General features: G+C 54.4%; 21 protein-coding genes and 6 pseudogenes. 13 read left to right on the top strand and 14 right to left on the bottom strand.

Going from position 1 to position 22,080, the window contains the following annotated elements; genetic code table 11:
• Positions 1-246: 246 nt before the first annotated feature.
• Complete coding sequence (locus RBH20_RS18190; RefSeq protein ID WP_306711325.1) at positions 247-483, bottom strand: hypothetical protein; 237 nt, start codon at positions 481-483, stop codon at positions 247-249.
• Between the two features lie 272 nt (positions 484-755).
• Here RBH20_RS18190 and RBH20_RS18185 point away from each other — a divergent pair, with 272 nt between their 5' ends.
• Positions 756-908, top strand: coding sequence for a hypothetical protein (locus RBH20_RS18185; RefSeq protein WP_306711323.1), 153 nt, complete (start codon positions 756-758; stop codon positions 906-908).
• Here RBH20_RS18185 and RBH20_RS18180 read toward each other — a convergent pair.
• The 3 genes from RBH20_RS18180 to RBH20_RS18170 all read right to left on the bottom strand — a co-directional run bounded on the left by RBH20_RS18180 (position 905) and on the right by RBH20_RS18170 (position 2,684).
• Positions 905-1,066, bottom strand: a complete 162-nt coding sequence (locus RBH20_RS18180; RefSeq protein WP_306711321.1) for an FAD-dependent oxidoreductase — start codon at positions 1,064-1,066, stop codon at positions 905-907. The genes RBH20_RS18185 and RBH20_RS18180 overlap by 4 nt on opposite strands.
• Positions 1,053-2,297 carry an ABC transporter substrate-binding protein gene (locus RBH20_RS18175; protein WP_306711319.1) on the bottom strand — a complete coding sequence of 415 codons (1,245 nt, stop codon included), beginning with the start codon at positions 2,295-2,297 and terminating at the stop codon, positions 1,053-1,055. The genes RBH20_RS18180 and RBH20_RS18175 overlap by 14 nt, the downstream gene beginning before the upstream one ends.
• A 129-nt stretch (positions 2,298-2,426) precedes the next feature.
• Positions 2,427-2,684: a hypothetical protein gene (locus tag RBH20_RS18170; protein ID WP_306711317.1), complete on the bottom strand. Its 258-nt coding sequence runs from the start codon at positions 2,682-2,684 to the stop codon at positions 2,427-2,429.
• Between RBH20_RS18170 and RBH20_RS18165 the strand changes: the two are divergent.
• Positions 2,667-4,013, top strand: a pseudogene (locus RBH20_RS18165) (transposase); the annotation flags it as partial. The gene RBH20_RS18170 and the pseudogene RBH20_RS18165 overlap by 18 nt on opposite strands.
• A 102-nt stretch (positions 4,014-4,115) precedes the next feature.
• On the opposite strand, the gene RBH20_RS18160 reads toward RBH20_RS18165, so the two are convergent.
• Positions 4,116-4,430: a hypothetical protein gene (locus RBH20_RS18160; RefSeq protein ID WP_306711315.1), complete on the bottom strand. Its 315-nt coding sequence runs from the start codon at positions 4,428-4,430 to the stop codon at positions 4,116-4,118.
• Between the two features lie 509 nt (positions 4,431-4,939).
• Between RBH20_RS18160 and RBH20_RS18155 the strand changes: the two genes are divergently transcribed.
• The 3 genes from RBH20_RS18155 (at position 4,940) to RBH20_RS18145 (ending at position 7,147) form a co-directional block, all read left to right on the top strand.
• Positions 4,940-5,227: a hypothetical protein gene (locus RBH20_RS18155; protein WP_306711313.1), complete on the top strand. Its 288-nt coding sequence runs from the start codon at positions 4,940-4,942 to the stop codon at positions 5,225-5,227.
• A complete protein-coding gene (locus RBH20_RS18150) occupies positions 5,217-6,776 on the top strand; it encodes an amidase (RefSeq protein ID WP_306711311.1) in 1,560 nt (519 codons plus the stop codon). Before RBH20_RS18155 ends, RBH20_RS18150 begins: the two co-directional genes overlap by 11 nt.
• 227 nt (positions 6,777-7,003) lie before the next feature.
• On the top strand, positions 7,004-7,147 hold the full coding sequence (locus RBH20_RS18145; protein WP_306711309.1) for a hypothetical protein: 144 nt from the start codon (positions 7,004-7,006) through the stop codon (positions 7,145-7,147).
• A gap of 278 nt (positions 7,148-7,425) precedes the next feature.
• On the opposite strand, the gene RBH20_RS18140 is transcribed toward RBH20_RS18145, so the two are convergent.
• The 5 genes and pseudogenes from RBH20_RS18140 to RBH20_RS18120 form a co-directional block, all read right to left on the bottom strand.
• The gene (locus RBH20_RS18140; protein ID WP_306711307.1) at positions 7,426-8,247 is read right to left on the bottom strand and encodes a creatininase family protein; all 822 of its coding nucleotides are present in this window, start codon (positions 8,245-8,247) and stop codon (positions 7,426-7,428) included.
• A gap of 79 nt (positions 8,248-8,326) precedes the next feature.
• Positions 8,327-8,718: pseudogene (locus RBH20_RS18135) on the bottom strand (integrase core domain-containing protein); the annotation flags it as partial.
• A 535-nt stretch (positions 8,719-9,253) separates the two neighbouring features.
• Complete coding sequence (locus tag RBH20_RS18130; RefSeq protein WP_306711306.1) at positions 9,254-9,691, bottom strand: hypothetical protein; 438 nt, start codon at positions 9,689-9,691, stop codon at positions 9,254-9,256.
• Complete coding sequence (locus tag RBH20_RS18125; RefSeq protein WP_306711304.1) at positions 9,684-10,253, bottom strand: hypothetical protein; 570 nt, start codon at positions 10,251-10,253, stop codon at positions 9,684-9,686. Before RBH20_RS18125 ends, RBH20_RS18130 begins: the two co-directional genes overlap by 8 nt.
• A gap of 206 nt (positions 10,254-10,459) precedes the next feature.
• Positions 10,460-10,969 (bottom strand): hypothetical protein, encoded by a 510-nt coding sequence (locus RBH20_RS18120; RefSeq protein WP_306711302.1) that lies wholly within the window; start codon positions 10,967-10,969, stop codon positions 10,460-10,462.
• A gap of 377 nt (positions 10,970-11,346) precedes the next feature.
• Here RBH20_RS18120 and RBH20_RS18115 point away from each other — a divergent pair, with 377 nt between their 5' ends.
• The 3 genes and pseudogenes from RBH20_RS18115 to RBH20_RS18105 all read left to right on the top strand — a co-directional run.
• Positions 11,347-12,342: a hypothetical protein gene (locus RBH20_RS18115; protein ID WP_306711300.1), complete on the top strand. Its 996-nt coding sequence runs from the start codon at positions 11,347-11,349 to the stop codon at positions 12,340-12,342.
• A gap of 2,313 nt (positions 12,343-14,655) precedes the next feature.
• Positions 14,656-14,976, top strand: coding sequence for a hypothetical protein (locus tag RBH20_RS18110; RefSeq protein ID WP_306711298.1), 321 nt, complete (start codon positions 14,656-14,658; stop codon positions 14,974-14,976).
• 9 nt (positions 14,977-14,985) lie between these two features.
• A pseudogene (locus RBH20_RS18105) lies at positions 14,986-15,255 on the top strand (hypothetical protein); the annotation flags it as partial.
• A gap of 333 nt (positions 15,256-15,588) precedes the next feature.
• Here the strand turns inward: RBH20_RS18105 and RBH20_RS18100 are convergent.
• Positions 15,589-15,867 carry an SHOCT domain-containing protein gene (locus RBH20_RS18100; protein ID WP_306711720.1) on the bottom strand — a complete coding sequence of 93 codons (279 nt, stop codon included), beginning with the start codon at positions 15,865-15,867 and terminating at the stop codon, positions 15,589-15,591.
• Positions 15,868-16,218: 351 nt separating this feature from the next.
• Between RBH20_RS18100 and RBH20_RS21365 the strand changes: the two genes are divergently transcribed.
• Positions 16,219-16,695 carry an SHOCT domain-containing protein gene (locus tag RBH20_RS21365; RefSeq protein WP_373567978.1) on the top strand — a complete coding sequence of 159 codons (477 nt, stop codon included), beginning with the start codon at positions 16,219-16,221 and terminating at the stop codon, positions 16,693-16,695.
• A 63-nt stretch (positions 16,696-16,758) separates the two neighbouring features.
• A pseudogene (locus RBH20_RS18095) lies at positions 16,759-16,943 on the top strand (hypothetical protein); the annotation flags it as partial.
• A 69-nt stretch (positions 16,944-17,012) separates the two neighbouring features.
• On the opposite strand, the gene RBH20_RS18090 reads toward RBH20_RS18095, so the two are convergent.
• A complete protein-coding gene (locus tag RBH20_RS18090) occupies positions 17,013-17,660 on the bottom strand; it encodes an archaellin/type IV pilin N-terminal domain-containing protein (RefSeq protein ID WP_306711296.1) in 648 nt (215 codons plus the stop codon).
• A gap of 60 nt (positions 17,661-17,720) precedes the next feature.
• On the opposite strand from RBH20_RS18090, the pseudogene RBH20_RS18085 reads away from it, so the two are divergent.
• A pseudogene (locus RBH20_RS18085) lies at positions 17,721-17,923 on the top strand (hypothetical protein); the annotation flags it as partial.
• Positions 17,924-18,772: 849 nt separating this feature from the next.
• A pseudogene (locus tag RBH20_RS18080) lies at positions 18,773-19,041 on the top strand (hypothetical protein).
• 1,113 nt (positions 19,042-20,154) lie between these two features.
• Here the strand turns inward: RBH20_RS18080 and RBH20_RS18075 are convergent.
• Both RBH20_RS18075 and RBH20_RS21360 read right to left on the bottom strand, forming a co-directional pair.
• On the bottom strand, positions 20,155-20,661 hold the full coding sequence (locus RBH20_RS18075; RefSeq protein ID WP_306711294.1) for a hypothetical protein: 507 nt from the start codon (positions 20,659-20,661) through the stop codon (positions 20,155-20,157).
• A gap of 345 nt (positions 20,662-21,006) precedes the next feature.
• Entirely contained in the window at positions 21,007-21,315 is a 309-nt protein-coding gene (locus RBH20_RS21360) for a hypothetical protein (protein WP_373567983.1), read from the bottom strand.
• Between the two features lie 209 nt (positions 21,316-21,524).
• Here RBH20_RS21360 and RBH20_RS18070 point away from each other — a divergent pair, with 209 nt between their 5' ends.
• Entirely contained in the window at positions 21,525-21,881 is a 357-nt protein-coding gene (locus RBH20_RS18070) for a hypothetical protein (protein ID WP_306711292.1), read from the top strand.
• Positions 21,882-22,080 lie beyond the last annotated feature (199 nt).

Genomic DNA, 22,080 nt, shown 5'->3' with positions numbered 1-22,080 from the left:
TTCAACAAGATTGGCCGTTTGGAGAGCAATCTGAGTCAGTTTCCGTTCACTGGATCGGCCGAAACCACACATCACAGCCCGGCTAACCCCTCTGTAGTCTCAACTTCCCACAACCTCGGAGGATGGAAGTGATGTGTGCCTTCTGTTATTGCTGCTCCAACAGAATCCTTCGAAGCACAGGACTAGTCGAAGACGCTATCTATTTACTCACTTCTGTGGCGTCGAGATCGGCTGGGTAGTCGCGGATCAGATCGTCGTCGACGTGCTCGAGGAGCCGTCGGTGTGCCCGCTCCGTTCGGCGTTCGACTTCCGTCTCGTCGATCTGCTAGTTCTGCTGTCGCTTTGCGAGCTCCTGGGCCCGTTCGCGAGCAGTCTCCTCGTCGAGGTCGTCGGTGCGGCGTCGAGGTGCCAGCCGGTCGCTTTATTGAGCCACTCGTCGCCGGCGTACCGACCCTGCTGGACGACCCAGTCGGTGTAGGACACTGACGCTTCCCAGATATTCTCCTCGGTACGGCGGTACGACTCGATGAATGCAACGCCGACGCGGGCACCGTGGCCGACGGCAGCGACAATTTAGCTCTCGACGCCCGCGGTTGGCCCGGCGAGCCAGAGTCCGTCGACAGGCGTCTCGCCGCGTTCACCAGCGAGATCGGGGTCGAGCCATTCTCGCCACCGTCGGATCTAAAGTGGTCGCCGAGGACGGCTTCGAGATAGCTCATGTCGTAGGCCGATGCGGCCACCACACGTTCAGCCGTATGGGCTCCCTCCTGGGTTTCGACACAGAAGCCGTCGTCCGTCTCGGTAAGACCGGTCGCCATGTCGTCGACGACCGTCGCGGCGATGCGCAGGGCGTGGGCCTGACTCATCGCGTAGAACGTCTCGACGTCGATGCCGCCGGGGAAGCCTAGGCAGTTCTCGATGGGCGCACACTGCTGGATAGAAGATTCCCGCGGTCAAGCACGAGCGTGTCGGGCCCGTACCAGGCGGTGAAGACGGCCGTCGAACAGCCCGCCGGGCCGCCACCGATGACAACGACGTCGTACGCTGTGTTCTCAGAGGCTCCCATTGATAATGTCCGCAACCCGTTGGCGGTCGAACAGTGTGAGTGAGTCTTCCCGAAGCGTCTCTATCCCGTTCCACTCGCCGAAGGCCTCGGGGTAGAACTGCCTTGCCGCCGCCTCCGTCTGGAAGAGATTTATAACCGGCCCCTGGTACGATGTGCCACCGCGGTAGAGCCGGTCGTTCTGAACCGCTGACAACTGACTGCCGACCGAATCCTCACGAATCGCCTCCATTCGGGACTCAAACTCCTCGGTCGAGACGTGCGAGAAGCCGTACTGGAACACGATAGCATCAGGGTCGATCTCAAGCAGTTGCTCGTAGTCGAACTCGCCGTAGCTCCCCTCGATGTGGTCGTCGAAGGCTCCGCGCATCTCAAGGTCGCGGTACTGCTTGTGATTATTCCCCTCTTGGACGGGATACACGTAGAACGTGGCCCCCTCGAAGTTAGAATTGACTGACACGAGTCCGACAGACGGTCGGTCTTCTGACGGCGGCAGCGTCTCCCCGATTGTCGTCTGCATGCCGTCGTGGATGGACGCGAGCGTTTCGTACCGCTTTCGCTCGTCGAAGGCGTCTGCGACGATCTCAAAGGCCTCGTACAGCGAGTAGTACTGGTAGTCATGCCAGTCGGCGCCACGTCTTCGGATGTAGTTACCGAGGAATGGACCGACCCGGGTGGCGATTTCATCGATGTCCTCGTCTCCCCAGTCGTCGGCCAGAACACCGATCCAGTTAGGATCGAACAGGTGGACATCAGCATCCAACTCGTAGAATATTTCCTTGTCGAACTCGCCGTTACCGGAGACCGGCGAGACATCCTCGAAGGAAACGTCGACGTTCGGCAGCGCGTCATAGAACACGTTTGGCATGCCTTCGGGGTCCCACAGGCCCTGGAGGCTGTCGGCCTTGCCTAAGGCGATGCCCATGTCGCCGTATGTACTGAGGTAGCTCACCCAGTTCTCGGGCGACTCATCGAACTCGACGGCTCCCATTGGTTCCATCGTCACCGAGTAGGCCCCGGCTTCGGTTGGCGTGTCCGTGTCGGCGGTCGTTTCGGTCGACTTCGAGTCGGTCGCCTCGGTCTCGTCCGAAGCGCCGTCCGTCGTCGTTTCTGGCGGTTCAGAGCTACCACTGCCGGTACAGCCCGCGAGCAGTCCACCTCCGACGACCGCCCCGCCGTACTTCATGTACTCACGCCGCGTCGGTGCCTCGTAGTCGCTGGAATCGTCTGCCATACGATTTAGGCAAACCTAAATATTGAAAAGCGTTCCGAACTTTTGGCTGACCTAATCCCTTAGTGAGGCGAACCGGAGCGCAGACACATCGGTGGTGCTTTCGGGGAGATCGAGCCCGCAGTGGGGACACTAGGTGTCGTCAGGTGCTTTCATCGCTTCGACCACGTCATCGGTTCCATCTCGAATCGGCTCGGTCGTGGCGACTCCGTCCGGGGACGGTTCGGAATCCTCGTCGGTCACTCGCCCCAGACAGAACTGCACTCGCTCGGACAGAAATGACGGCGGGTCGTCGGCTTCGATGTCGACCGAATCGAGTATACAGGACCTGACTCGACTCCCCCGTCCGTTTCTGCGAGCAGGCCGAGGGCCCTCACGTACCTCACTCACAGTCCAGAACTTTGTGAGCGACTAGACATAGAGACGGTCCCAGACCAGTCCACATTGTGGCGCAGTTGGCACGAACGGTTCACCGCCGAGTTTCGTGAGACAATTGAGGCAGCTGCGAGGACGATTCTAATCAAAGCCCAGAATGCAGGTGTTGCCGTTCCGCTCGAACCAGAATGGAGCTTTCTATCACAGGATGACGGGGCGGACAACTCAGACCCAGACGATCAAGCCGTCCTCGACGAAACGGTATCGATTACGAACCACGTCAGCCATATCGTCTTCCCAGCCTTCTCGTTAGATCGTGGTGATAGTTGTGAAATCCACGAGAACGCTTACTGGGACTTACAGACGCATCTCGGACTTCGAGAACGGCTGGCTGCAAACGAAGGGGCCCGCAGCTTCGTCTATGAGTCAACCCGTGACCGGACACCGCTAGGTCACGCCCATCGCGAGCACATCCGCGGCTTGTCGATTGAACAGGTTCGAGAGATGTACCGGCAGGCTGTGAACCGACTACTGGATGAAGTAGCGAAGACGGAGGAGTTCTTCCGGGCTGGGATCGTCGCTATCGATATTACGGAAGCGGACCCGTTCACAGGTGACAGGACTGGGCACGAAGACGAAATCATCGGCACGAAAGAAAAGACCGACGAGTACGCTTATCAGTGGGCCACTGTTCAACTGGTCGGCAATGCGGTTCCGATTGTGCTGGATGCCCGTCCTGTGCGAAGAGGTGAATCACGGAAAGAGATAGTGGAGGCTCTGCTAGATTCAGCCCAAGACGCCGTTCGCGTCGATAACGTCCTGATGGATCGTGAGTTCGACAGCCAGCACATTCTAGAGATGCTCAGCCAGCGTGGACTGTCGTATGTCGTCTCGAAACGGATGCAGACCAGCGAGAAAGCCCAAGCTAAGCGTTTGCTTCAGCGTGGCTAGGATCGGTACGAAACCGACAGGAAACTCCATCTCGGGAAGAACGAGTGGCACGAGACGACACTGATCTATCGGCTAAAAGAAAACTCCGAGCATGACGACCACCGGCAGTACTCAGTGTTTATAACGAACTGCGGCAGTGGATTCCTTACCGAGTATGGGTATCGCTGGGAGATTGAAAGCGGCTACAAATCGATCAAGCGGTTCATGGCCGCAACGACGTCGAAGGATTTCGGGTTGCGATTCTTCTACTTCGCGTTCGGTCTGTTGTACTCAATCTGGCGAGCGGTGGACCTACTTGTGCAGGTAGAGTTGACCGGGGAATACGAACACTCGCCAATTGTGACAGCTGGTAACACACGGACGCTATTGAAGAAAGAAACCGGAATCGGATAGTGAGGCAGTCCTCAATCGGCGATAGGTTTCAGCAGTCCTGCTGAATGCAGAGCGCGAGTCAAGCACAAGCGCTTGAGGCCCAACCAGTGTAGAACGAATACCCTACGTACGCTCAATATAAATGAATACGAGCCCGACGCCGGCTGCGACGACCCCACCAAGGCGCTCCTCAACTCGTCGCCACCGAACTTTCGACGCCGAATAGTCCTCCTTGTTCGCCACGACGCGGTCGTGTTTCTCTGGTGAGCGAATCATCCAGCCACCCGCAAGGATGCTCAGCGTGCTAAATGTTGCAAGCATCATAGACCCACTGATGTACCCGTTTCGTCTGAGGAACGGGAGCCCCGCGAGCACCAGCATCACCAGCACGGAGAACCCACCCATTTTCAGAAGTTGCGTTCTCCCGATTCGACTCATCGGACATAAGTTCGAGATGCGACACTTAGATACTTTGGCTCCGTGAAAAATATACCCTCTGTCTCGGTCACACGCTTCTGACAGCACTCGTGGAGGGTTTTCTAGTCGTGTCGACCACACACACACACACACGTCCTCGGGCATGAGAGGCCACGAGATTCTGTAGGGATGCATCGATATTTGTTCACACGCAGTCGGTACTTTTTGTCGAATACCAGTACAAAATCGTAAGGACCTCTCCACGGTCGTCGAGGACATCAATAACGCCCACCGTCGGCGAAGCTTCGACGAGTCGCGAAACTCTACAGTTTCTTCTACTCACGGGTCCTCGGCCGGGACACATAAGTCGGTCTACTGAATCGATTCGCGCCGGACGATACAGGTCGAGTGCTTGAATTTGGGTTCGGAACTGGCCCCTGCTAGACCGAACAGGGGGCGAATACGATATGATTTTGGGGTCGATTGAACCGAAGGGCGTCGAGTGCGTGGCCCGAGCGCTGCAAGAGAGCATGCCGACCGTCGTTGGCGAGGATGGGTTCAGGGACAATCCAGCTATCCTATCCGATAGCACCTCGAGCGGAACGCCATTACGGCTTAGTAGAAAAATAGAAATTCAGGCTTGCGGAAAGAATATGTTCGTATTGTATTTTTATATAGCAAAAAACAATCTAGATGACGAAAATAATGCCAACAAGAGAAAATATTTAATGTCGTATAGTGAACCCGGAAACGTGGTCATAGTGTCAGATACGATATCTGCTTCGATGATGGATTCGGGAGAGATATATGCCAAGTAGCGACGAGCAAACGATTCACCAGCCTTCACAGGAACGGCTCGCAGAACTCGCTGCTGCTGCCGGACTGCGGCTAAATGAGGACGAAATTGAAGATTATCAAGAGTTAGTCAACGCGACGCTCGAAGACGCTGAACGCGTTGCCGAGGCTGACAATCCTCAATTTGGCGTTCACGACATCAAGTACACTGATAGGTCACCCGGCTATCGACCGGATGCTACTGAGGACCCCTACAACGCGTGGATTACGAAATTCACTGTTGAAGGGGCCGAAAGCGGTCCGCTTTCGGGGATGGAAATCGGGCTTAAAGACAACATTGCGCTTGCGGGATACGAAATGACATGTGGCTCGTCCGTACTTGAAGGATACGTGCCGCAGATTGACGCCACTGTGGCGACCCGTTTGTTAGATGCTGGGGCGACTCTCACAGGCAAGCTCAACATGGAGAGCTTTGCGTGGTCTGGATCCAGCGACACGAGTGATTTCGGAACCGTTGAGACACCACATGCTGAAGGGCACCTTACAGGCGGGTCATCCAGTGGCAGCGGCGCCGCGCCGGCCGCAGGTGACTGCGACGCTGCCCTCGGCGGCGACCAGGGTGGTTCGATTCGGGTTCCGAGCGCTTGGTCTGGCCTTGTCGGGCTGAAGCCAACGACAGGCCTTGTTCCGTATACCGGTATTTTCCCGATTGACCGTGGATACGATCACACGGGACCACAGGCCAAGACTGTCGAAGATGCTGCAGCTATTATGGAGGTCATTGCCGGCGAAGATCTTCAGGATGGACTGAAAATGGACCCTCGGCAGCCACGCGGTGTCGAGGCAGACGATTACACTGGGGCACTCGAGGGAGACCTCGATGGCGTGTCCATTGGCGTCCTCGAGGAAGGATTCGGTTGGGAGAGTTCAGATGAGGAAGTCGATACCGCTGTCCGAGACGCTATCGAGGTTCTCGAAGGACTCGGTGCGGAGACCGAGTCAGTGTCAGTTGAGACACATCGTCTCACCGTCCCGATCTGGACGGTCGCTGCGACCCAAGGCGGTATCAGCTTGCTAAAAGATGAGGGCGTTGGCACGAATTACAAGGGGTGGTACTGGGATGATCTGCTTGAGGCGTTCAGTAAGTTCCGCGAAGCACGTGCCCACGAGTTCCCGCCAACAGTCAAGACGTCATTACTAGCTGACGCTCACTTACGTGATGAGTACAGCATCGAACTGTACGCAAAGGCGAAGAATCTCGCATTAGATGCCGAGCGAAAGTACAACGTCCATCTGGAGGAACATGACGCGCTGGTCCTCCCGACAACCCCGATGCTCCCGTACGAGCGGGACGACAGTCTGAACCGGGTTGACCGGGTTGGCCGTACGCTTGGCAACCTGGCGAATACGGGGATGTTTGACCTGACAAACCACCCGGCTCTAACCGTTCCGTGTGCGAAGCCGGACGGACTTCCTGTGGGGATGATGCTCGTTGGGAGCCATCTCGACGAGACGGCCCTGTTCAACATCGCCAGCTCGTTCGAAGCCGAAGTCGACTGGGAGCAGCGATAAGTCGCGTCAGGTCCAAAATGCAGTGCCGATGAACCATGTCCCAGATGAGGCACTGAACGCCGTTGACCGACTCGGTGAGGGGCTTCTCATCGGCGAGGGCCCGCGTCCGAGAACGGTTACGGACTGACCTTCGGGTCAGAATCCCTTGTACGGCTGCGGACATCAAAGCCGAACAGACGGTTGGTCGGTACAAGATCAAGCATACGCGGCGTGAACCCACGCTGCGGGTGTACGATTCGTTTGTCGAGACAATCGTCGTCAATATCGACGACCGGCTTCTGTCGTGGGGCATTGAGCCGCAGACAGCATACGAGTACAGCGAACGACATGACGATCGGTACGTCTACGCTGGCCTACCGCAACTCTCATAAGCGGTGTGGAACGTCGTAATCGGGATCGAGAGGAACGTGTGTCCGACTTGCCCGCTAACGCATGTGTCGGCGAAATAAATCGGACACGATGACCCGCCAAGTCAACACAGACGGGTCCGGACTATTACTCACGCAACGATACGAACAGCGCTTGCTCCGCGACCAGTAGGCAAACTGCTGGTACTCGCCGTCACACCGGTGGCAGACGACCCCACAAGCGTTGACGACTCACTTTCGCTGCTACTGGCTGGTTCAGTTATTCAGGAGATATTTGACGGCTACCAGTCTTTCTGAGCGCGGTTTGGACGTTGGCGCTGATAGACCTCTTCCCGAACGTCTTGAAACGTATTGATGAGTTCGGCGACGGCGTGGGTGATGTTCTCGAAGTATTCCTCGCCGAGGTCCGCTGTCGCCTCACTCGGATCGCCCCAGACGCCGGTCTCACTGACCCGGTAGAATGCTCCCTTGCCGATAAGCAAATGATCTAGCAATGCACCGGGGTTCTCGATATCGTCTGGAAGGTCAGGGTCGTCGAAAGATGTGTTCTCAAGATCAACCAGTCCCTCATCAATAGCCATAACTGCTGCTGTCTCACCGATGTTAGCGTGCCAACCGGCGTCAAAGGAAAGATACTCTTCCATATCTTCACTACTGAGGGCGTCCCAGTACGGGAATGCGTACACATAGTGCTCCTCAGGCAGGGCATGTGATGCTTGGTTGGCGCCGACTTTTGCTGCCCAATCGTTGGTTAAGTGCCCGGAAATAAACACGATGTCTTGGAAGCCACTCTCCGCGAGGGAATACGCGATATCGTTCACAACCGTTGCTAAGGTACGATACGTGAGGTATGTGATCCCCTCGTAGCCAGCGTGCATATCCGAGGCACCGTAGTTGATCGGCGGGCCAACGAGTGCCTCAGTGTCTTCGGCGATCCGTTCGCAGATTTCTGTCGGAATAAACGCATCTGTTCCCATGGCGAGATGGTCACCATGCTGCTCAGTTGTCCCAACAGGGATCAGAGCCGTTGGGGTCTCTGCATCCTCAATATATGCTTCGACCTCTGGGTGCCGTAACTCGTCAAGTCTTCGTGAGACTGACATGCAAGTAAATAGTGTAACTTAACTTAAAGTATTGTCTGAAAACATATTTCAATTGATAGTTTGTGTGGAAGGGCACTGTTTAGTTCTTGATTGCCACAGCTGGCGTTTTGCTATTAAGTGCTTGGTTCGGTCGTTCGTGGTTGTAGTGGCGTCTGAAGCGTCGTAACCACTGTTTCGCGCTGGATTGACTGCCCGCCCAGAAGGAATGAAAGCGGTCGATTCGTATGGTGACAGTCTGGAACCACTTTTCGATGTAGTTCCGGATTCGATAGTCAAGCCGACCGCTCAAGTCGTGACGTGAGAGGGCAGTCAGATAGCCACCAGCATTGACGAGAAACTCTGTTTCGGCGACATCGTGTTTCTGAGTGAGTCGACGGCGGCGTACAGTCACTTCTTTTCGCCGTCAACCTCGATTTGTTTCTCGTCGGTCGCGACTCGCGACGGATGGAGACCGTTCGGCTGAGCCCGACTCTAGTGAGGGCACTGAAGGACTCGGGTCATCAAAAAATTACCTGATTCACGAGGTGGTTCCTGACGGCCAACGGCAGCGCTGGCCCGCCTAAGTGGATTTCCGACAGTCGTCGACGCCAGTTGTCACGTTATTATTGACCTACCGCAACCGCTGAGACGTCTGAAACCCCGGGTATAAGACTCCGTAATAACATCGTAGAAATTACAAATAATACTACTCTCAGTTAAACGAGTTATTGAGAGCTAGTCTGGAGCGGTTTCCACTCGACGATTCGTCCAAATACGCGCATTACAGGTCCGCTAAACCCGCTGTAGTCTCAACTTCCATGGGTTCCCAGTAGTCGAGACTGGCGCTCTCAATGGATACGGTCCGAATACCACAAGGCCCAGCCAGGGTTCGTATCGTAGAACTCGAATACTTGGGGTATCGATGCAGCGATACACCGGGACGCCAATAATCCGTTTCCTTGACCCGAGTCGTATTCGGCCCGACAGCGTTCCATAGAACCGCACACCTCGTTTCGACCCTGGCTTGTCACTCGCTCCAGAATGCCTCGATTCGTTCGTCAAGACGAGTAAGTACGGTGGCGAGCACGTCCTGCCACTCATCTGGATAGTTTTCATCCTTGCCTGGCGTCGGCGCTTCCGGGGGCGGGTGGAAGTGGTCGCGGGAGTTGTGGTCATTAGGGTGGCGGTCCCAGCGGCACTCCCAAGAGTTCCCCGTCCGGTATTGCTCGGTGTAGTGGATTCTGAAGTCATTGGTTTCGAACCATCGGATACGAAGATACGCCCGCGTGACCCCGCTTGGGAGGTACCCGAGGTCGTAGTCAGCAACGACGGCGTTGGGTGCATACTCAGGGCGTGCTTGGACATCGGCAAAGCGGGCGCTTCTGGAGAGACGCGGGGGAATCCGGTCGAGAATTTCAGCATCGATCGGGCCGGTACTGGACGGCCCGCCCCGATTGTCAGGCATCGATATGACCGGGGGAACTACCAGAAGTTGAGTGATCACGACGCGCCGCATCAAGGAGGGTAGCTTTGCGTTCGAGCGTTTTCCACTTAGAGAGTGCTTCCCACACGTCTTCAGTTGCCATTTCGCGGCTGGCTTCGACGAGAGAGACGGAATCAGGATCGTCTGCGTCGAACTGTTCTCTGTACTCCTCGATCTGTTCGATGACGTCTGAAAGCACCTCAACGATCTCTTGGTCGGAGTATTCGTCGCGGATGCGGTCGATACGTCGCCACTGGAAGTACGCGTCGTTGCGCTCGTACCGGACGGGGCGGCCGTCGTGACAGTGAACCAATCCCATCCTGTCGAACCACTCCAAGTAGTCGCGGGCAGTCTCAGTGTCGCAGTCAGCGAAATCGGCGATGTCGGAAACCTTCGTAGGGGTTCGAAGCCCGGTGACGATATCGAGGAGTCGCTCGCGGATCGGACCACTCTTGAGCAGCGAATCGGACGATTCTAAATCATCGAGATCCGGCGGTGACTCGTCGCCAGCGTACGCATCGTCGGGAATGTCGGTGATATCCATTCGTGACGCCTCCGTACCTAATCTAACACTTTGGCAGATATATCTACTGTATGCTGAACTATTTCTGTTCCAGTATTCGACGCCCTATCGAGAAGAAATCCCGTATTCAGGAAACAGAGATTATTAGCGATTTGGAGTGAAACAGCTGTTCAGTGAGCGTGCGGATTGACCACGGCAGGGACTAACCGAACATGTCGTTGCTGGTCTCATTCTTCGACGCGAAACCCCTGTGCGGGCCCGGTGGGATATTCCGGGCCGATGATTGCGTCGCAGTCGTCCACAGCGAGAGTCGCTTGGAGCCTGTCAGAACCGTCTCGACGGAGTTGAACATAACTGTCCCGAGAGCCCCGTGGGGCTTCTTCGACCGAGGCGCAACTGGCTGTAAACCAAGTCAGTGGCATCAGTTTAGTGCCGTCTATTCTTAGTTCGACCGTGTACTCCACCTCCCGTGCACCGATGTCTTCGAACTCAATACCGCGTTCAGATGGGAGTTCGTACTGGCCCTCGACGAGGGCGTCCCCGCCTTCATCGAGGACACGAACGGTTGCGATTTCTGGCGTGGTGGTGTAGTTTACGACATACAGGTCATGCGGCTGCTCCGGCGTCTGTGACGGTGTTGGGGAGTCTGCCTCGGGTTCGACGGTCGATGTCCCCGTTTCGGTTTCAGTTTCGTTCGAGGGTGGAGGGTCATTTTCAGTGTCGTTACCAAAACTCACTTCCATACAACCGGAGAGAGGCATGGAAAGTGCTGAGGTTGAAAGAAATTGTCGGCGATTCATACTGTTGCGTGGAAATGAATGTGTAAATGCTTTGTGAGGTGACAGTAATTCAGTCAGATTACGAGAGCTATGTAGATCAGCTGTACTGAGCGAAGCGACTCATCACATTGAGGCAAGTTCTCACCAGCGGATTCGAGAGTGAAACAGCTGTTCAGTAGGAGTGCGTATATCACAGGAGACGATCACCAGAAGAGAAGATCATGAATCGGCCAGTCAAAATTGATGAGTGATTAGCCCGTTCGTCTTGTCCGTGTGCGACTGATTCCTTCTGACCGGACAAAAACATATACGAGCCCCATCGGGAACGAACTAACATGCCCAAGCCCTCCCGAAGACAGATTCTATCTGCCCTCTCTACAGGTTTTGCCACACTGCTTGCCGGCTGTACGGCCGCCCCAGACGAGTCGAATGCGGCATCGACGGCAACCGCCGGTGGCAACTCCCCCACCGAACCGACCCAATCGGTGCCGGAGTTCCCCGGTAACACTACCTCGGACGCGTGCCCAACGTTCGATTACACCGCCCAAGTCGTCTGCTACGAGGCAGTCGATCCTGAGGCAATGCCAGTCGTCCTCGTTCCAGAAACCCAGACAGTCCAACTGGACCAGCCAACCGATTTCACGCTTCGAAATCGGAGTGGACAGCAGTTCAAGATGAACTTCTACAACTGGCAACTGTACAAACGAGTCGATGGCGACTGGTACCACGTCATGCCGCAGCTCGTGCCGGAACCACTGATGTCTCTGGAATCCGGCGAGGAACACACGTGGACCCTGACTGTAATCCGCGGTCGCGTCAGTGACGGCGCGTCTGTCAAAGGCGTCGAGGGGACGGAATCGCTCGCGGTCACCGCCCTCGGCGGCGGCCACTACGCGTTCGCGGCCGACGGATGGTTCGCGGCTGGCTCTCCCCAGGACTCTATCGCGCTCGCGGCGGGGTTCGATCTGAACGCCGATCCGCTCCAGTTGACGCCGACCGATGCGATCGCGGAGACAGAATGGGACGGCGAGACGCTGGTCGCACGGTCAACCCGAGGTGAGGTCGGCAACGACGGCGACGAACACGATGCATACATTCTCGAACGAATCGACGACTCCGAGCCCGATGCAGACCAAGTCATCATTGAGCAGGTAGTACGTGACGACCAGTTGCGCGATGCCATCGCACTGAGCCGGGAATACGACGCCGACCGGGTCCGGATAGAAGAGTTCACCAGCGCCACCCCACCGTTCAAACTCGACGATTCCCGCATCTACGGGTTCCGGGGAGAACGCTACCAGGTGACGACAAGGGCGGGGCACTCCCCGTAGTGTGGTCCAACTGATTCGTGGTGGCACGCCCACTGTGCCGCTCACAAAACATACTCTATCTGGAACAAATGAGGCCGCTGTGCTGACTCCGCCCTCTGTATCTCGCACGCAATTTCTGACACAATGTAGGGAGATCCGTACTGTGTGTCGGTATGTGGGTCACCTGTACTGAGCGATCTACGGTCGGTGCTTCCGGATTTGTTCGGCTGAATCAACCGTAAGATCGCGCTTACGTATCAATCACCCCGGTGTTCGAGATAGCGGAACAGACCATACATAGTAGCCGCCGGAAAAAGTGATACCGCGAGCCCAAGGGAGACGACGAACTGGCTATCCGAAGAAATCGAATACAGGTCAACGACGAAAGTTCCACAGAGAAAACACACACCAATAAGCACGGAGAGTGGAAGGGCAAACCGCTCGCGACGGAGTCCTTGTATTCCAACTCCAACCAAGACGCAAGACACGAGGATAATTCGATGTGAATACTTACCGTGGAGCCTGTCATACAATAGTTCTCAGCAATATAATTCAGAGGATATAAATTGAATAGAACCGGCAGATAGCGAAACCACGGGTTTAAGAACGAATTTACGCCTGTATAATCGCTATGTAGAGGGCATGAGACGCATTATATGACACGCTGTGCGTCGCAAAGCCGTTTAATCTCTGCTACCGCAATCTACGGTAGAATCACCGTAATACTGAATGGGCTGGTGAAATGGTAGAAAACGGCGGATAGAAGCGTTATATCTACACCCAACTATGCCATCGACGATCGTTTCTCGTCTGGTCAGGGCGAGGGCGAGAACTCTGGAGGACTTTGCGACGCGATCAATTATTATGGCCCCTGATTGAACTACACGAAAGACGCCGTAATAATGTCACTTAGCCTAGTATCGATGGCAATGCTCGCTATTGGAGTGACGGTGATCTACTCCGGGATACTCTTTCTGCGTCGACCCGAAGATGCTCTGGATAAAAGTATCCACTATGATTCGCCCACGACGGAACTCACGGACTCCCTGCGACTCCTTTCGACAGCCATCAGTATTCTGCTTGGCCTTTTGGGAATCGCCATTCTTCTGTTCGCTGTGCTGTTCGTGATCCAGTAAGGACCAGATTCTGCCAACCGTAGAGCGTGTCATACAATAGTTCTCAGCTGGAATGTTTCGCTCAGTTTTCTCTGGATAGAATCTGAAATCTCGTATTTCTCTGAATCAGCGATAAAACAAAGTAGGCAAAATTACTGCGTAGAGGGTATAAGACGCATTCTATGACACGCTCTACCGTGTGGTATTATTGTATTCTTCAGTATGAGATACGCTCTGTATGGCGGGCCAACTGAAATCTATCTTCGACAGCGGTTTTCACCAGAGTTTGATAATCATATCTACTGAGTATCTTGGTGAGTCTCGTATTTCCCAGATAGGGTGGTAGTGATCGAATTGCATAGGATGTAGAATAAGGAGATGTATTTAGATTCCGCTGCACCTCTAGCAATAGTCAGAATATGTATGTATATTGCGTATGCGAAAATATTTTCAATCGAGTAGATGCGAAATATTTTGAAGTTGAACGGTAATCGTCCTCAATTGCTGATTAATATGAACCAGATGCCGAACCTGTGAATAACTGGGGTTCACAGTACTTGAGACTGGCGCTCTCAATGCATACAGGCTAATTTTCCCGCAATTTCGTTCAGCGAGATGTTGACCGGATCAGCTACTCAGTAGGTTTGCATATCTTGCACAGATTTTTCACCTGAGTCAATCAGATTGGATTGACGGATACACGCTCTGTATCGAACAAACCGTTGTTCTATTCAATTTCTGTCACAAGCGACGTGCAAGACTCTGAGGCACTATTACATTGCCGTCGTTGCTTCCGTCTCTCCTGCTGAATCAGCTGTTTAGTGCGAGGTCAAAGTCGGCCTGACCCCCGCTAGAGCGGCGTCGTCATCTGTGCCGTGCGGTAGCTTTTCCGGCCGAGAAGCCGAGTTCCTCCGCGACTGTCACGGTGTTTTCATCCGTTTGCGTGAGGTCGACTATTTCATCGACAGAATGTTTCTACAGCGAGAGAGTGGCCGAAAGGCGTGCCCAAAGTTTTCAAGTGTTGCTTGGCCAATCGTAGACGATGCGCCCTCCAATAAACTGGCAAGTCATGGGACTGGTAGCCATGATACTCTTGGCCGGTTGTACTGCCCCGGAAGTCGGTGGTGATATCTCAACACCAACGACCACGTCCCAATCTCCCGGTACTGCCACCTCAACACCAGCGTCCACTTCCAAATCTGCCGGTACTGCCACCGGTGTGGTCGCAGCTGAGAACAAAGAGGTGCGACTGATTAATGACTGGAACCAGAGCGCCGACGTACAGCTCCGTATCATTCGACTTGCAACGAACGAGACTGTCCACAACGAGAGCTACACTCTGTCACCTGAGTCACGCCGGACCGCCTATAATATCAGTAGCGCTGACACCGATGGCATCGAGTCCTTCGAGGTAATCGTCACAGCCCGAAATACAACGGCACGTGACACCTTTACCAACGATGCGTGTTATGGTGATATTCACGTGCCGGTCAGATCCGATGGGATGTTCGATGGCCCCCACTACGGTGGTATCTGCTAACTCTGCACTGACCGTACCGCACGCGAACTACTCACCCAGGGCCGTCCGCTCTTTCTCGGCGTCAACAGTGAAGGCGCGGCCCACTACTGGGACAGCTACGAATTCGCTGTGGTCCTTGTGGCGGCTAACGGTGATGCCGAGAAGATTGTGTTAGCCGAAACGCCGTTTGAGTCGCTCTCGGAGTGGTGCGAATATACTCGTGGCGAGCCTGGCTGGGACGTTGGGCCACACGTCGGTGGGTCACTGGTGGGCGATCTTGTCCGGGGTGTTAAGACGTGAGCCGTACCGTGGAAGAGCGCAAGCGCTTCGGCGAGCCAGACTGAGGCGACACCCTGCCAAAGCGGATGATTAGGTGGACAGTCGGGAGGCGTAGTCGCGGCTGGAATCCATGCAACACTCACCGGTGACTTTGGAACAACTGGTACACTTAGAGGGGTATAACAGTTAACACAGGACAAAAGGAGAGCTGCCTAAGTTCGGAGATAGCCACTCCTCAACCATGGTGGAGGCACAGAACGACGAATTACGGTATTGCTTGCACGGTGCGGACTCCGCTCGGTCAGGATACTGGAATAGCAGCCCAGATCAGGACTTTGCGATCAGTACGGAGAATCACTCTAAGACACGTTCGCGCTCGGTTGTCTGCTGTTCTGGTTCCTCTGTCTCTATGAGGTGGTCAAGACGCCGCTCAAATTCTTCTTGATCAAGTTCACCTTCTGCATACCGTCGCCGAAGCGTTTCAATTGGCGTTTCGCTTGACTCGTGTCGCTGCTGTCCGTCTTGTAGACTATCCGCAGGGGCTGCATTCGCTTGTCGAATGACCCCCCATATCAATTGTCCGGCGACACTGAGTGTGACGGTGCTGAGCAATAGGAACAATATCCCTGACACGACGCTTCCAGTCAGCGCAAAGAGCCCAAACACGAGTGCTGGGACACCAATCAAACAGGCGACGATGGCAATCGCAGTTCGACCAGTGGGGCTTTGGGGGGCATATCGGTGGACCAATTCGAACACACCTACGTTATTACTATTTTACAACTTAATAACCCCGGAAGCGGAACATGATTTCTCTGGGCGGCTATCAATAATTTACACTTTTGCATCGGCCGTGCTGCGTATCTCCCATAGAATCATCACAGATACTAATCCAGCCGTTCAGCTGCTGTAATAAATGTTTTATATCAACAACGTGTCTCTAAATGTGAATGTCCTCCAAAGATATCCGAACAGGAGACAATCATGCGTAATCGGATAGCTCAGCTCATCCCTAAAAAGCTGCGCCCCCAAGCAACTCTGGCTGTATCTAGCTTCGTGCTCGGCGTGATATTTCTAGGTAGCTGGCTCACTGCAGCCGGAAAGCATCTTCTCCATCCCAGTTATGTGTCAGCGGGTGTGCTTGTCTTGTTCTTCCTTGGAGCCGGATGCATTCTGAGTTCGCTAAGTCTGGTCTACGCGATGATCGAACACTCAATCACGACTGACCAAGGCGCAGAAGACGAAGATACCGATTCAGCGGTTGATATACTCCGCAAGCAGTACGCAGCGGGGGCAATTACTGACGAAGAATTCAAACACCGGTTGAATACGCTGCTCCAATCCGAGGACACTGATCAGCGTGAACAGGCAGAGTCCCCAGCATTTGAGGATGTAGTAAACCGTCCAGCTAGCGCTGATGCTCCATCCACAGCGGAATTGAACACGGATCAAAGTCGATGAGTCAGTTCCTGCGTAACTAAACCGGCAGTTGGCTCGGGATAGGAGTCAGGCCTTGGCAACCGTATGGACTGTACTGACTGTTCCGGCCACGAACTACTCACCCAGGACTGACCGCTCTTTCTCGGCGTCGACGGCGAATGCAGGGCCCACTACTGGGACAGCTACGAGTTCGCCGTGGCCGTTGTGGCGACCGATAGCGACGTTAAAAAGTGGAATTGACGGAGACGCCCTTCGAGCCGCGTGCTGAGTAGTGCGAATACACTCGTAGCGAGCGCGGCTGGGATATCAGTCTACAATTGTGCCGGCAAACTGTTACTTCACAGCGAGACTGAACTTGACCCACTGAGGGTCTCTGGGACAGTTAATTGAATCTCGGTGGTTCCACCAGTCGGTGTGGTAATTCGTATCGTCGCCGAGTCACCCTCTGCGAGCGAGTTACCGAAGCTGTCTATGTTAGTTCCACCGACGCTAACATCGAACGGGGCAGCTCCGACGTCAAGTGTTATTTTGAGTCGGTCGGCGCGGTCGTTCAAGACTGGCCGCGAGCCGTCGTCGTCTTGGATTATCGTCGTTCCGAACGTTCCGTCGGTGGCACCACCCGATTGGCTCTGATGGACCAGACTGTACGAGCCTGACGAATCGACCCATTGGATAGTCGTCTCAGACAGATCGATGTTACCGGCGCCCGGCGCTCGACTCACGCTGATGTTCACGACGCCAACACGGTCTTCGCCGCTCACAGTACCTATCTGTCCGGTTGTAGAGGCTTCCTGTAGCCGATTGGTGACTTGGTCAGAGCTCTGTTGCCCCGTCTGTTCGGCGCTTGATTGAAGAAATCCGGCCGTATTGATCAGAACGCCGGCCGCGATTGCTGCAACAAGTACCATCGCAATGAAAACAATGAGCGTGCCGATACCAACCTGTCCACGAGAACCGTCCGGGCCCGTGTCGTAAGCGCCTTCCATATAATATCAAACAAATAGAACCGATATATAATGTTTCCTGCAGCATTTTCAAACGTGATACTTTCGACGCCCTTCGACGGGCTCGAAGTGCATTCTTGGCCTGATGATGAGCTGGTGCGCTCGACGAGCGGCCAACTTTGGTCAAAGCTCAAGGCGATGCAGCAGGCTGTGTCACGGAAGCATTCCCCGAGCGCGAGACGGACGCTTCGCCTGAGCAGTCGGAGTTAGCACAGGACGGCGAGTCCGTCGAGCATCTTATTTAGCGGCCAGCCGACACCGTTTCAGGCGGGGTATCAGCACGCCGCGCAACAGCATAAATCAGCAGAACACTAGCCAACAAAGAATGAGCACTGTCCCAGCTGTTGGTTAACCAGCTCCCGCTCCATTTTCTGACCGCCATCTATTACTCGGTTGGTCATCTGAACCAACTGCTCGGTAACCGTGTATAGTCAGCAGGGGAGGTCGTCGGTCAGAACAAATGAATAGTGGTTTGTACGGGTGCCCCAGCGATGATGAACATCTCAAGTGAGGTACTTACTGATCTTTCTCTCGTTCAGAAATTTTATCATTTTCCGAGAAGCCAGCTATTCTTGTGAAACGGTTGGTGACTCCGCGCCAATTAGCTGCCGTGACGATTGCAACATCGCTTTGTTCAGTACTGGCGACTATCATTGCAATTGTAACGTATACACAACCCGATCCCGATGGGACGAGCTTAGCTGGTCTCTTTTTTGTGGTGCTACTAGTTGTCGGGCTTCTGAGTGCTGGAAGCGGCGGATTGTTAGCCGCACATACACGGTGGGGGCAGTCTGGAACGTGGCCCAGGCGCCTTCTATACACCGGCGCTGTTGCTGGTGTTCTGGCTTCGGTGGTGGTGATTTTGTGGAGTGGTGCCAGCCAGATTCCTGCAACATCGGCTCTTGAGCAATTGCTTCCGCCCATTGGTGGCGTCTTCTTCGGCATTGCCATGCTAGCAGCAGCAATTATGTTACTCTGTGCAGCATTGGGCCTTCTGACACAGGGCGTACAGACGCTCACGAAGCACAGATCGTGAAGACACGGCTACTGGTTCGGCGTGAAACCATAGTTAGCTTAGACGTGAGTCCGCTGTACTGACTAAATCTCTGCTACCTATTCACTTAGGACACCTATTATTCCTCAGCGTTGACGGCGAGGGTGCAGCGTATTACTGGGACAGTTATGAATTCGCCGTCGCTGTTGTTTCGGCTAACGGTGACGCCGAAAAGTCGAACTCCCCAAGATGTCTTATAACACACTCGCACACTGTTGTATGCATACACGTGGCGAGCGTGGCTGGGACGTTGGGCCACACGTTGGTGGGTCGCTGGTCAGCGATCTTACCCGAGATGCTGAGGCATGAGCGGCACCGTCGAAGAGCGCAAGCGAGTGCGGCGTGCAGCGCGGGCGATTCGCGATAAAGTAGCGGCTGAGTCGGTTGATGTATTCGGCAAACAAGATACACATTCGTGTAACCGATGAAGAATTAACACACTGCCGTTAGAAGCGCCTGTATGGACATCCGACGGAACCTCTACGTCGCGGCATTCGTTGGTGCATCATTATCGTACATTTTCAACGTGCTTGCGTTCACTGGTACCTTCGATGTGTTCCGTTGGTTCGTGTTCGCTGTCGGTTTTCTCGGCTTTACGTTTGGGTTTGAGAAGTTCATCGGGTGGCAGACTAGATAACAAGAGCCTCAATTGGGACGTGTTGGCATTCAGTGCTGCAGACAACGTCTGTGTGGACCACACCGTTACTGACAAATGTCAGATAGTTGTCGAAGATGCTGCTGCATACAGAGCGTGAACCTCGTAGTCTGTCGCCTCCCGCCTCCTGCAGTACAATCGCGTAGTATAGGAGAGGTCGTTTTACTGGTATCACATTGAAACATCCCTTTGTATCGTGAGCAGGAACGGGTATCGTATGGTCCCCTATATCAGCGAAATGCTGTTCAATGAGCCACAAGGCCGTCCACTTGCACTCTTTCAGTTTGGCGTGTCGCTCACCTTCTTGTGTATGTTCACGTATACCGCGAGTATCGGCGGCGGAGACGATGCTAGATGGGTCTTGTTTCTCGTCGTCGGACTCGCGCTGTCCGGACTCGCAGAGTCTCTCCCCAAGAACCGGCGACAGGCGGCGGGTGTACTCCGCTTTGTGGCAATTCTCGTCTTAGGAATTTTAGTCGCTGCTCCGTTCATTGGTTTTAGATTCATTATTGGAGGATAACCGTCCGTGTTGTTGCTCTCTATACCGATCTTCGCCGGCGAGCGTATTGGGTATTGGAGGGTCAATTCGCAGTGTTACTCCCCACCTGCTTTCCTGCAATCTATTTCACTCGAATAGCCTCCTGTTGCGTACTCTCTGGACCGGGAACGCTGTTACGAGGAGGTAGTATGGCTGGGTACGCGCTATACAGCAGAGTCGTATAACAGGGAAGTAGCTATTGATCGGTACAGGAGCGCACCGTCGGCAATTACTTTGAGATACTTGGTGTGTACCTGCCACTGTTGTCTGTGGTAACGACTGCGAGCTCGATCTGGCCCGAATCTCTGAGAACGGCTTGGAGATAGTTCACGTATTCTCGCCCAGGTGGAGCGGGGTGAAACATAGCTTCAGTTTGAAACTCTTCTTGGGTAGTCTGCTGCCCGTCGACAGTACATTCGACCGCGTACCACACAGGTTCAGTGAACACATCAGTGTACGTTGTTGACTCCTCTGACGACAACTGCTCTGTGGCGGTCAGATTGCGTTGTGGTGCTGGAACCGGTACGTCGCCCGCAACTGTTCCGGTTTCATTGTTGAGTTCACTACCAACGTCCGTCACAGCCAGTTGCATTGCATGAGGAAGAGAATCTTGGTTAATGAACTGGAGGCTTCCAGCCGGGGGATCATCGGTCCCGATTGTGGAGCAACCGGCAAGCTTGCCAACAGTGCTCGCTCCGAGCGTGGCCAGAAACGCACGTCTATTCAGGGAGGGCATAGGCTATCCAAACTGCTCTTGGATTAAATAAATAGCCACCTCGAATAGATTCGGTAGTACGGGATGCTCCGGGAGTTAGGCTGGGTTGGCGTTGCACCCGACGCCGTCGCAGGCGGGATACGAGCACGTAGCAGCGACGGTGTAGGTAAGTAGAACGCTAACCAACAAGAAGTGAGCAAGGCACACAGCTGTTGGTTAGCCAGCTGTCACTCCGTTTTCTGGCAATCGGTTATTTCACGGGTACTTTCCTGAAACAACTGCCCGATAAGCGTGCGTATCTCGCAAACGAGGGGTTAGTACCAGTGGGGTTCAGCGAGAGTGCTTCGTAGATGGACGGAGCGAATCTTAGTCGGTCACTGGTGGATCGGTATCCTTGTCATCACGGTGACGCCACCACCAGTAGAGACCACCAGTGCCTGCAACAAGCAACACGATAGCAACTCCATCAAGTACGTAATTAAGGGGCGTTCCAGTTGGAACTGGTCCATCCTGTGTTACCTGAAGCAGACTATACGAAAGCCACGTCGCACACACCCCAAGCAACATCGCGAGCCGGGGGGATGGAATTTTGCCGCGACGATATTGTACTACGGCGAATCCGAGGAGAAGCAAGTAACCACTTCCGAGGGCGAGGCTGAAAATCTCGGGAACCATCACAGCCCGAGTTTCAGATTCCACTCGTGAATTGCTTTTGTCTTTCTATATCTTGGTATTGAACGAGTTTCGAAGGAACTCTGCGTCACGTCCTCGTACCTATCTTTGCTGAGACGACGTGTCTGGCCGGGCATGGCTATTGTGCAGAATGATGCGCTCTAAAGTAGCTGTACACCAAGGCTACGCATACGTTGATCAAAGCGTAACCCATGTCTCCAAACAAGTCCCTCCTATTCGCTCTAGTGTGTGGCCTTGCTGTCGGCAGCCTCGTCTACCGATTCTTGCTTCCGGATTGGTTCTTCGCGCTCGGCATTGCAGCAGTGTACGCCGGTAGTGTGTACTTCTATGTCTCGTTCGATATCCCGCTGCTTGGAGAACATATCACGTTTCGGAAACAACCATACAGACTTGGCCATGCAATTGGGATGTTCGGGCTGACTATAAGCCCATTAGCACTCATCGAATACGTTGAATTACAAACAGCCGAGGTCGCCGGAGTGCTTGTGTGGACCACTGGTGTCATTGCATACCTTCTCTTGGTGTCAACCGCTCAGGGCCAAGAGTAACAGTGGAAGTCCAGACTTCAGACGACCCGTGTGGGGCTGAAACTCGGTATCCTCAGAGTGTGGTTGCTGTGGGAGATCTCCACTAATTCATTTCGGTGGTCCTGTAGCGGTGATTGCCCACAAACGTGGAAGGTCAGTGACCAACTCTAATTGAATCACCACTGACCGGTCCAGTGTCCGCTTTTTTCATCTTCAGAAT

It is taken from the genome of Haloarcula sp. H-GB4 (assembly GCF_030848575.1).
GTDB lineage: Archaea > Halobacteriota > Halobacteria > Halobacteriales > Haloarculaceae > Haloarcula.
This window is presented reverse-complemented; position numbering and strand designations above follow the sequence as displayed.

Coding starts and splice junctions, on each gene's coding strand:
- RBH20_RS18130 (WP_306711306.1), bottom strand. CDS start 9,691: ATGCCTGACAATCGGGGCGGGCCGTCCAGTACCGGCCCGATCGATGCT.
- RBH20_RS18155 (WP_306711313.1), top strand. CDS start 4,940: ATGCCGACCGTCGTTGGCGAGGATGGGTTCAGGGACAATCCAGCTATC.
- RBH20_RS18175 (WP_306711319.1), bottom strand. CDS start 2,297: ATGGCAGACGATTCCAGCGACTACGAGGCACCGACGCGGCGTGAGTAC.
- RBH20_RS18115 (WP_306711300.1), top strand. CDS start 11,347: ATGCCCAAGCCCTCCCGAAGACAGATTCTATCTGCCCTCTCTACAGGT.
- RBH20_RS18075 (WP_306711294.1), bottom strand. CDS start 20,661: ATGCCCTCCCTGAATAGACGTGCGTTTCTGGCCACGCTCGGAGCGAGC.
- RBH20_RS18070 (WP_306711292.1), top strand. CDS start 21,525: ATGTCTCCAAACAAGTCCCTCCTATTCGCTCTAGTGTGTGGCCTTGCT.
- RBH20_RS21360 (WP_373567983.1), bottom strand. CDS start 21,315: ATGGTTCCCGAGATTTTCAGCCTCGCCCTCGGAAGTGGTTACTTGCTT.
- RBH20_RS18090 (WP_306711296.1), bottom strand. CDS start 17,660: ATGGAAGGCGCTTACGACACGGGCCCGGACGGTTCTCGTGGACAGGTT.
- RBH20_RS18185 (WP_306711323.1), top strand. CDS start 756: ATGGGCTCCCTCCTGGGTTTCGACACAGAAGCCGTCGTCCGTCTCGGT.
- RBH20_RS18125 (WP_306711304.1), bottom strand. CDS start 10,253: ATGGATATCACCGACATTCCCGACGATGCGTACGCTGGCGACGAGTCA.
- RBH20_RS18180 (WP_306711321.1), bottom strand. CDS start 1,066: ATGGGAGCCTCTGAGAACACAGCGTACGACGTCGTTGTCATCGGTGGC.
- RBH20_RS18160 (WP_306711315.1), bottom strand. CDS start 4,430: ATGAGTCGAATCGGGAGAACGCAACTTCTGAAAATGGGTGGGTTCTCC.
- RBH20_RS18140 (WP_306711307.1), bottom strand. CDS start 8,247: ATGTCAGTCTCACGAAGACTTGACGAGTTACGGCACCCAGAGGTCGAA.
- RBH20_RS18150 (WP_306711311.1), top strand. CDS start 5,217: ATGCCAAGTAGCGACGAGCAAACGATTCACCAGCCTTCACAGGAACGG.
- RBH20_RS21365 (WP_373567978.1), top strand. CDS start 16,219: ATGCGTAATCGGATAGCTCAGCTCATCCCTAAAAAGCTGCGCCCCCAA.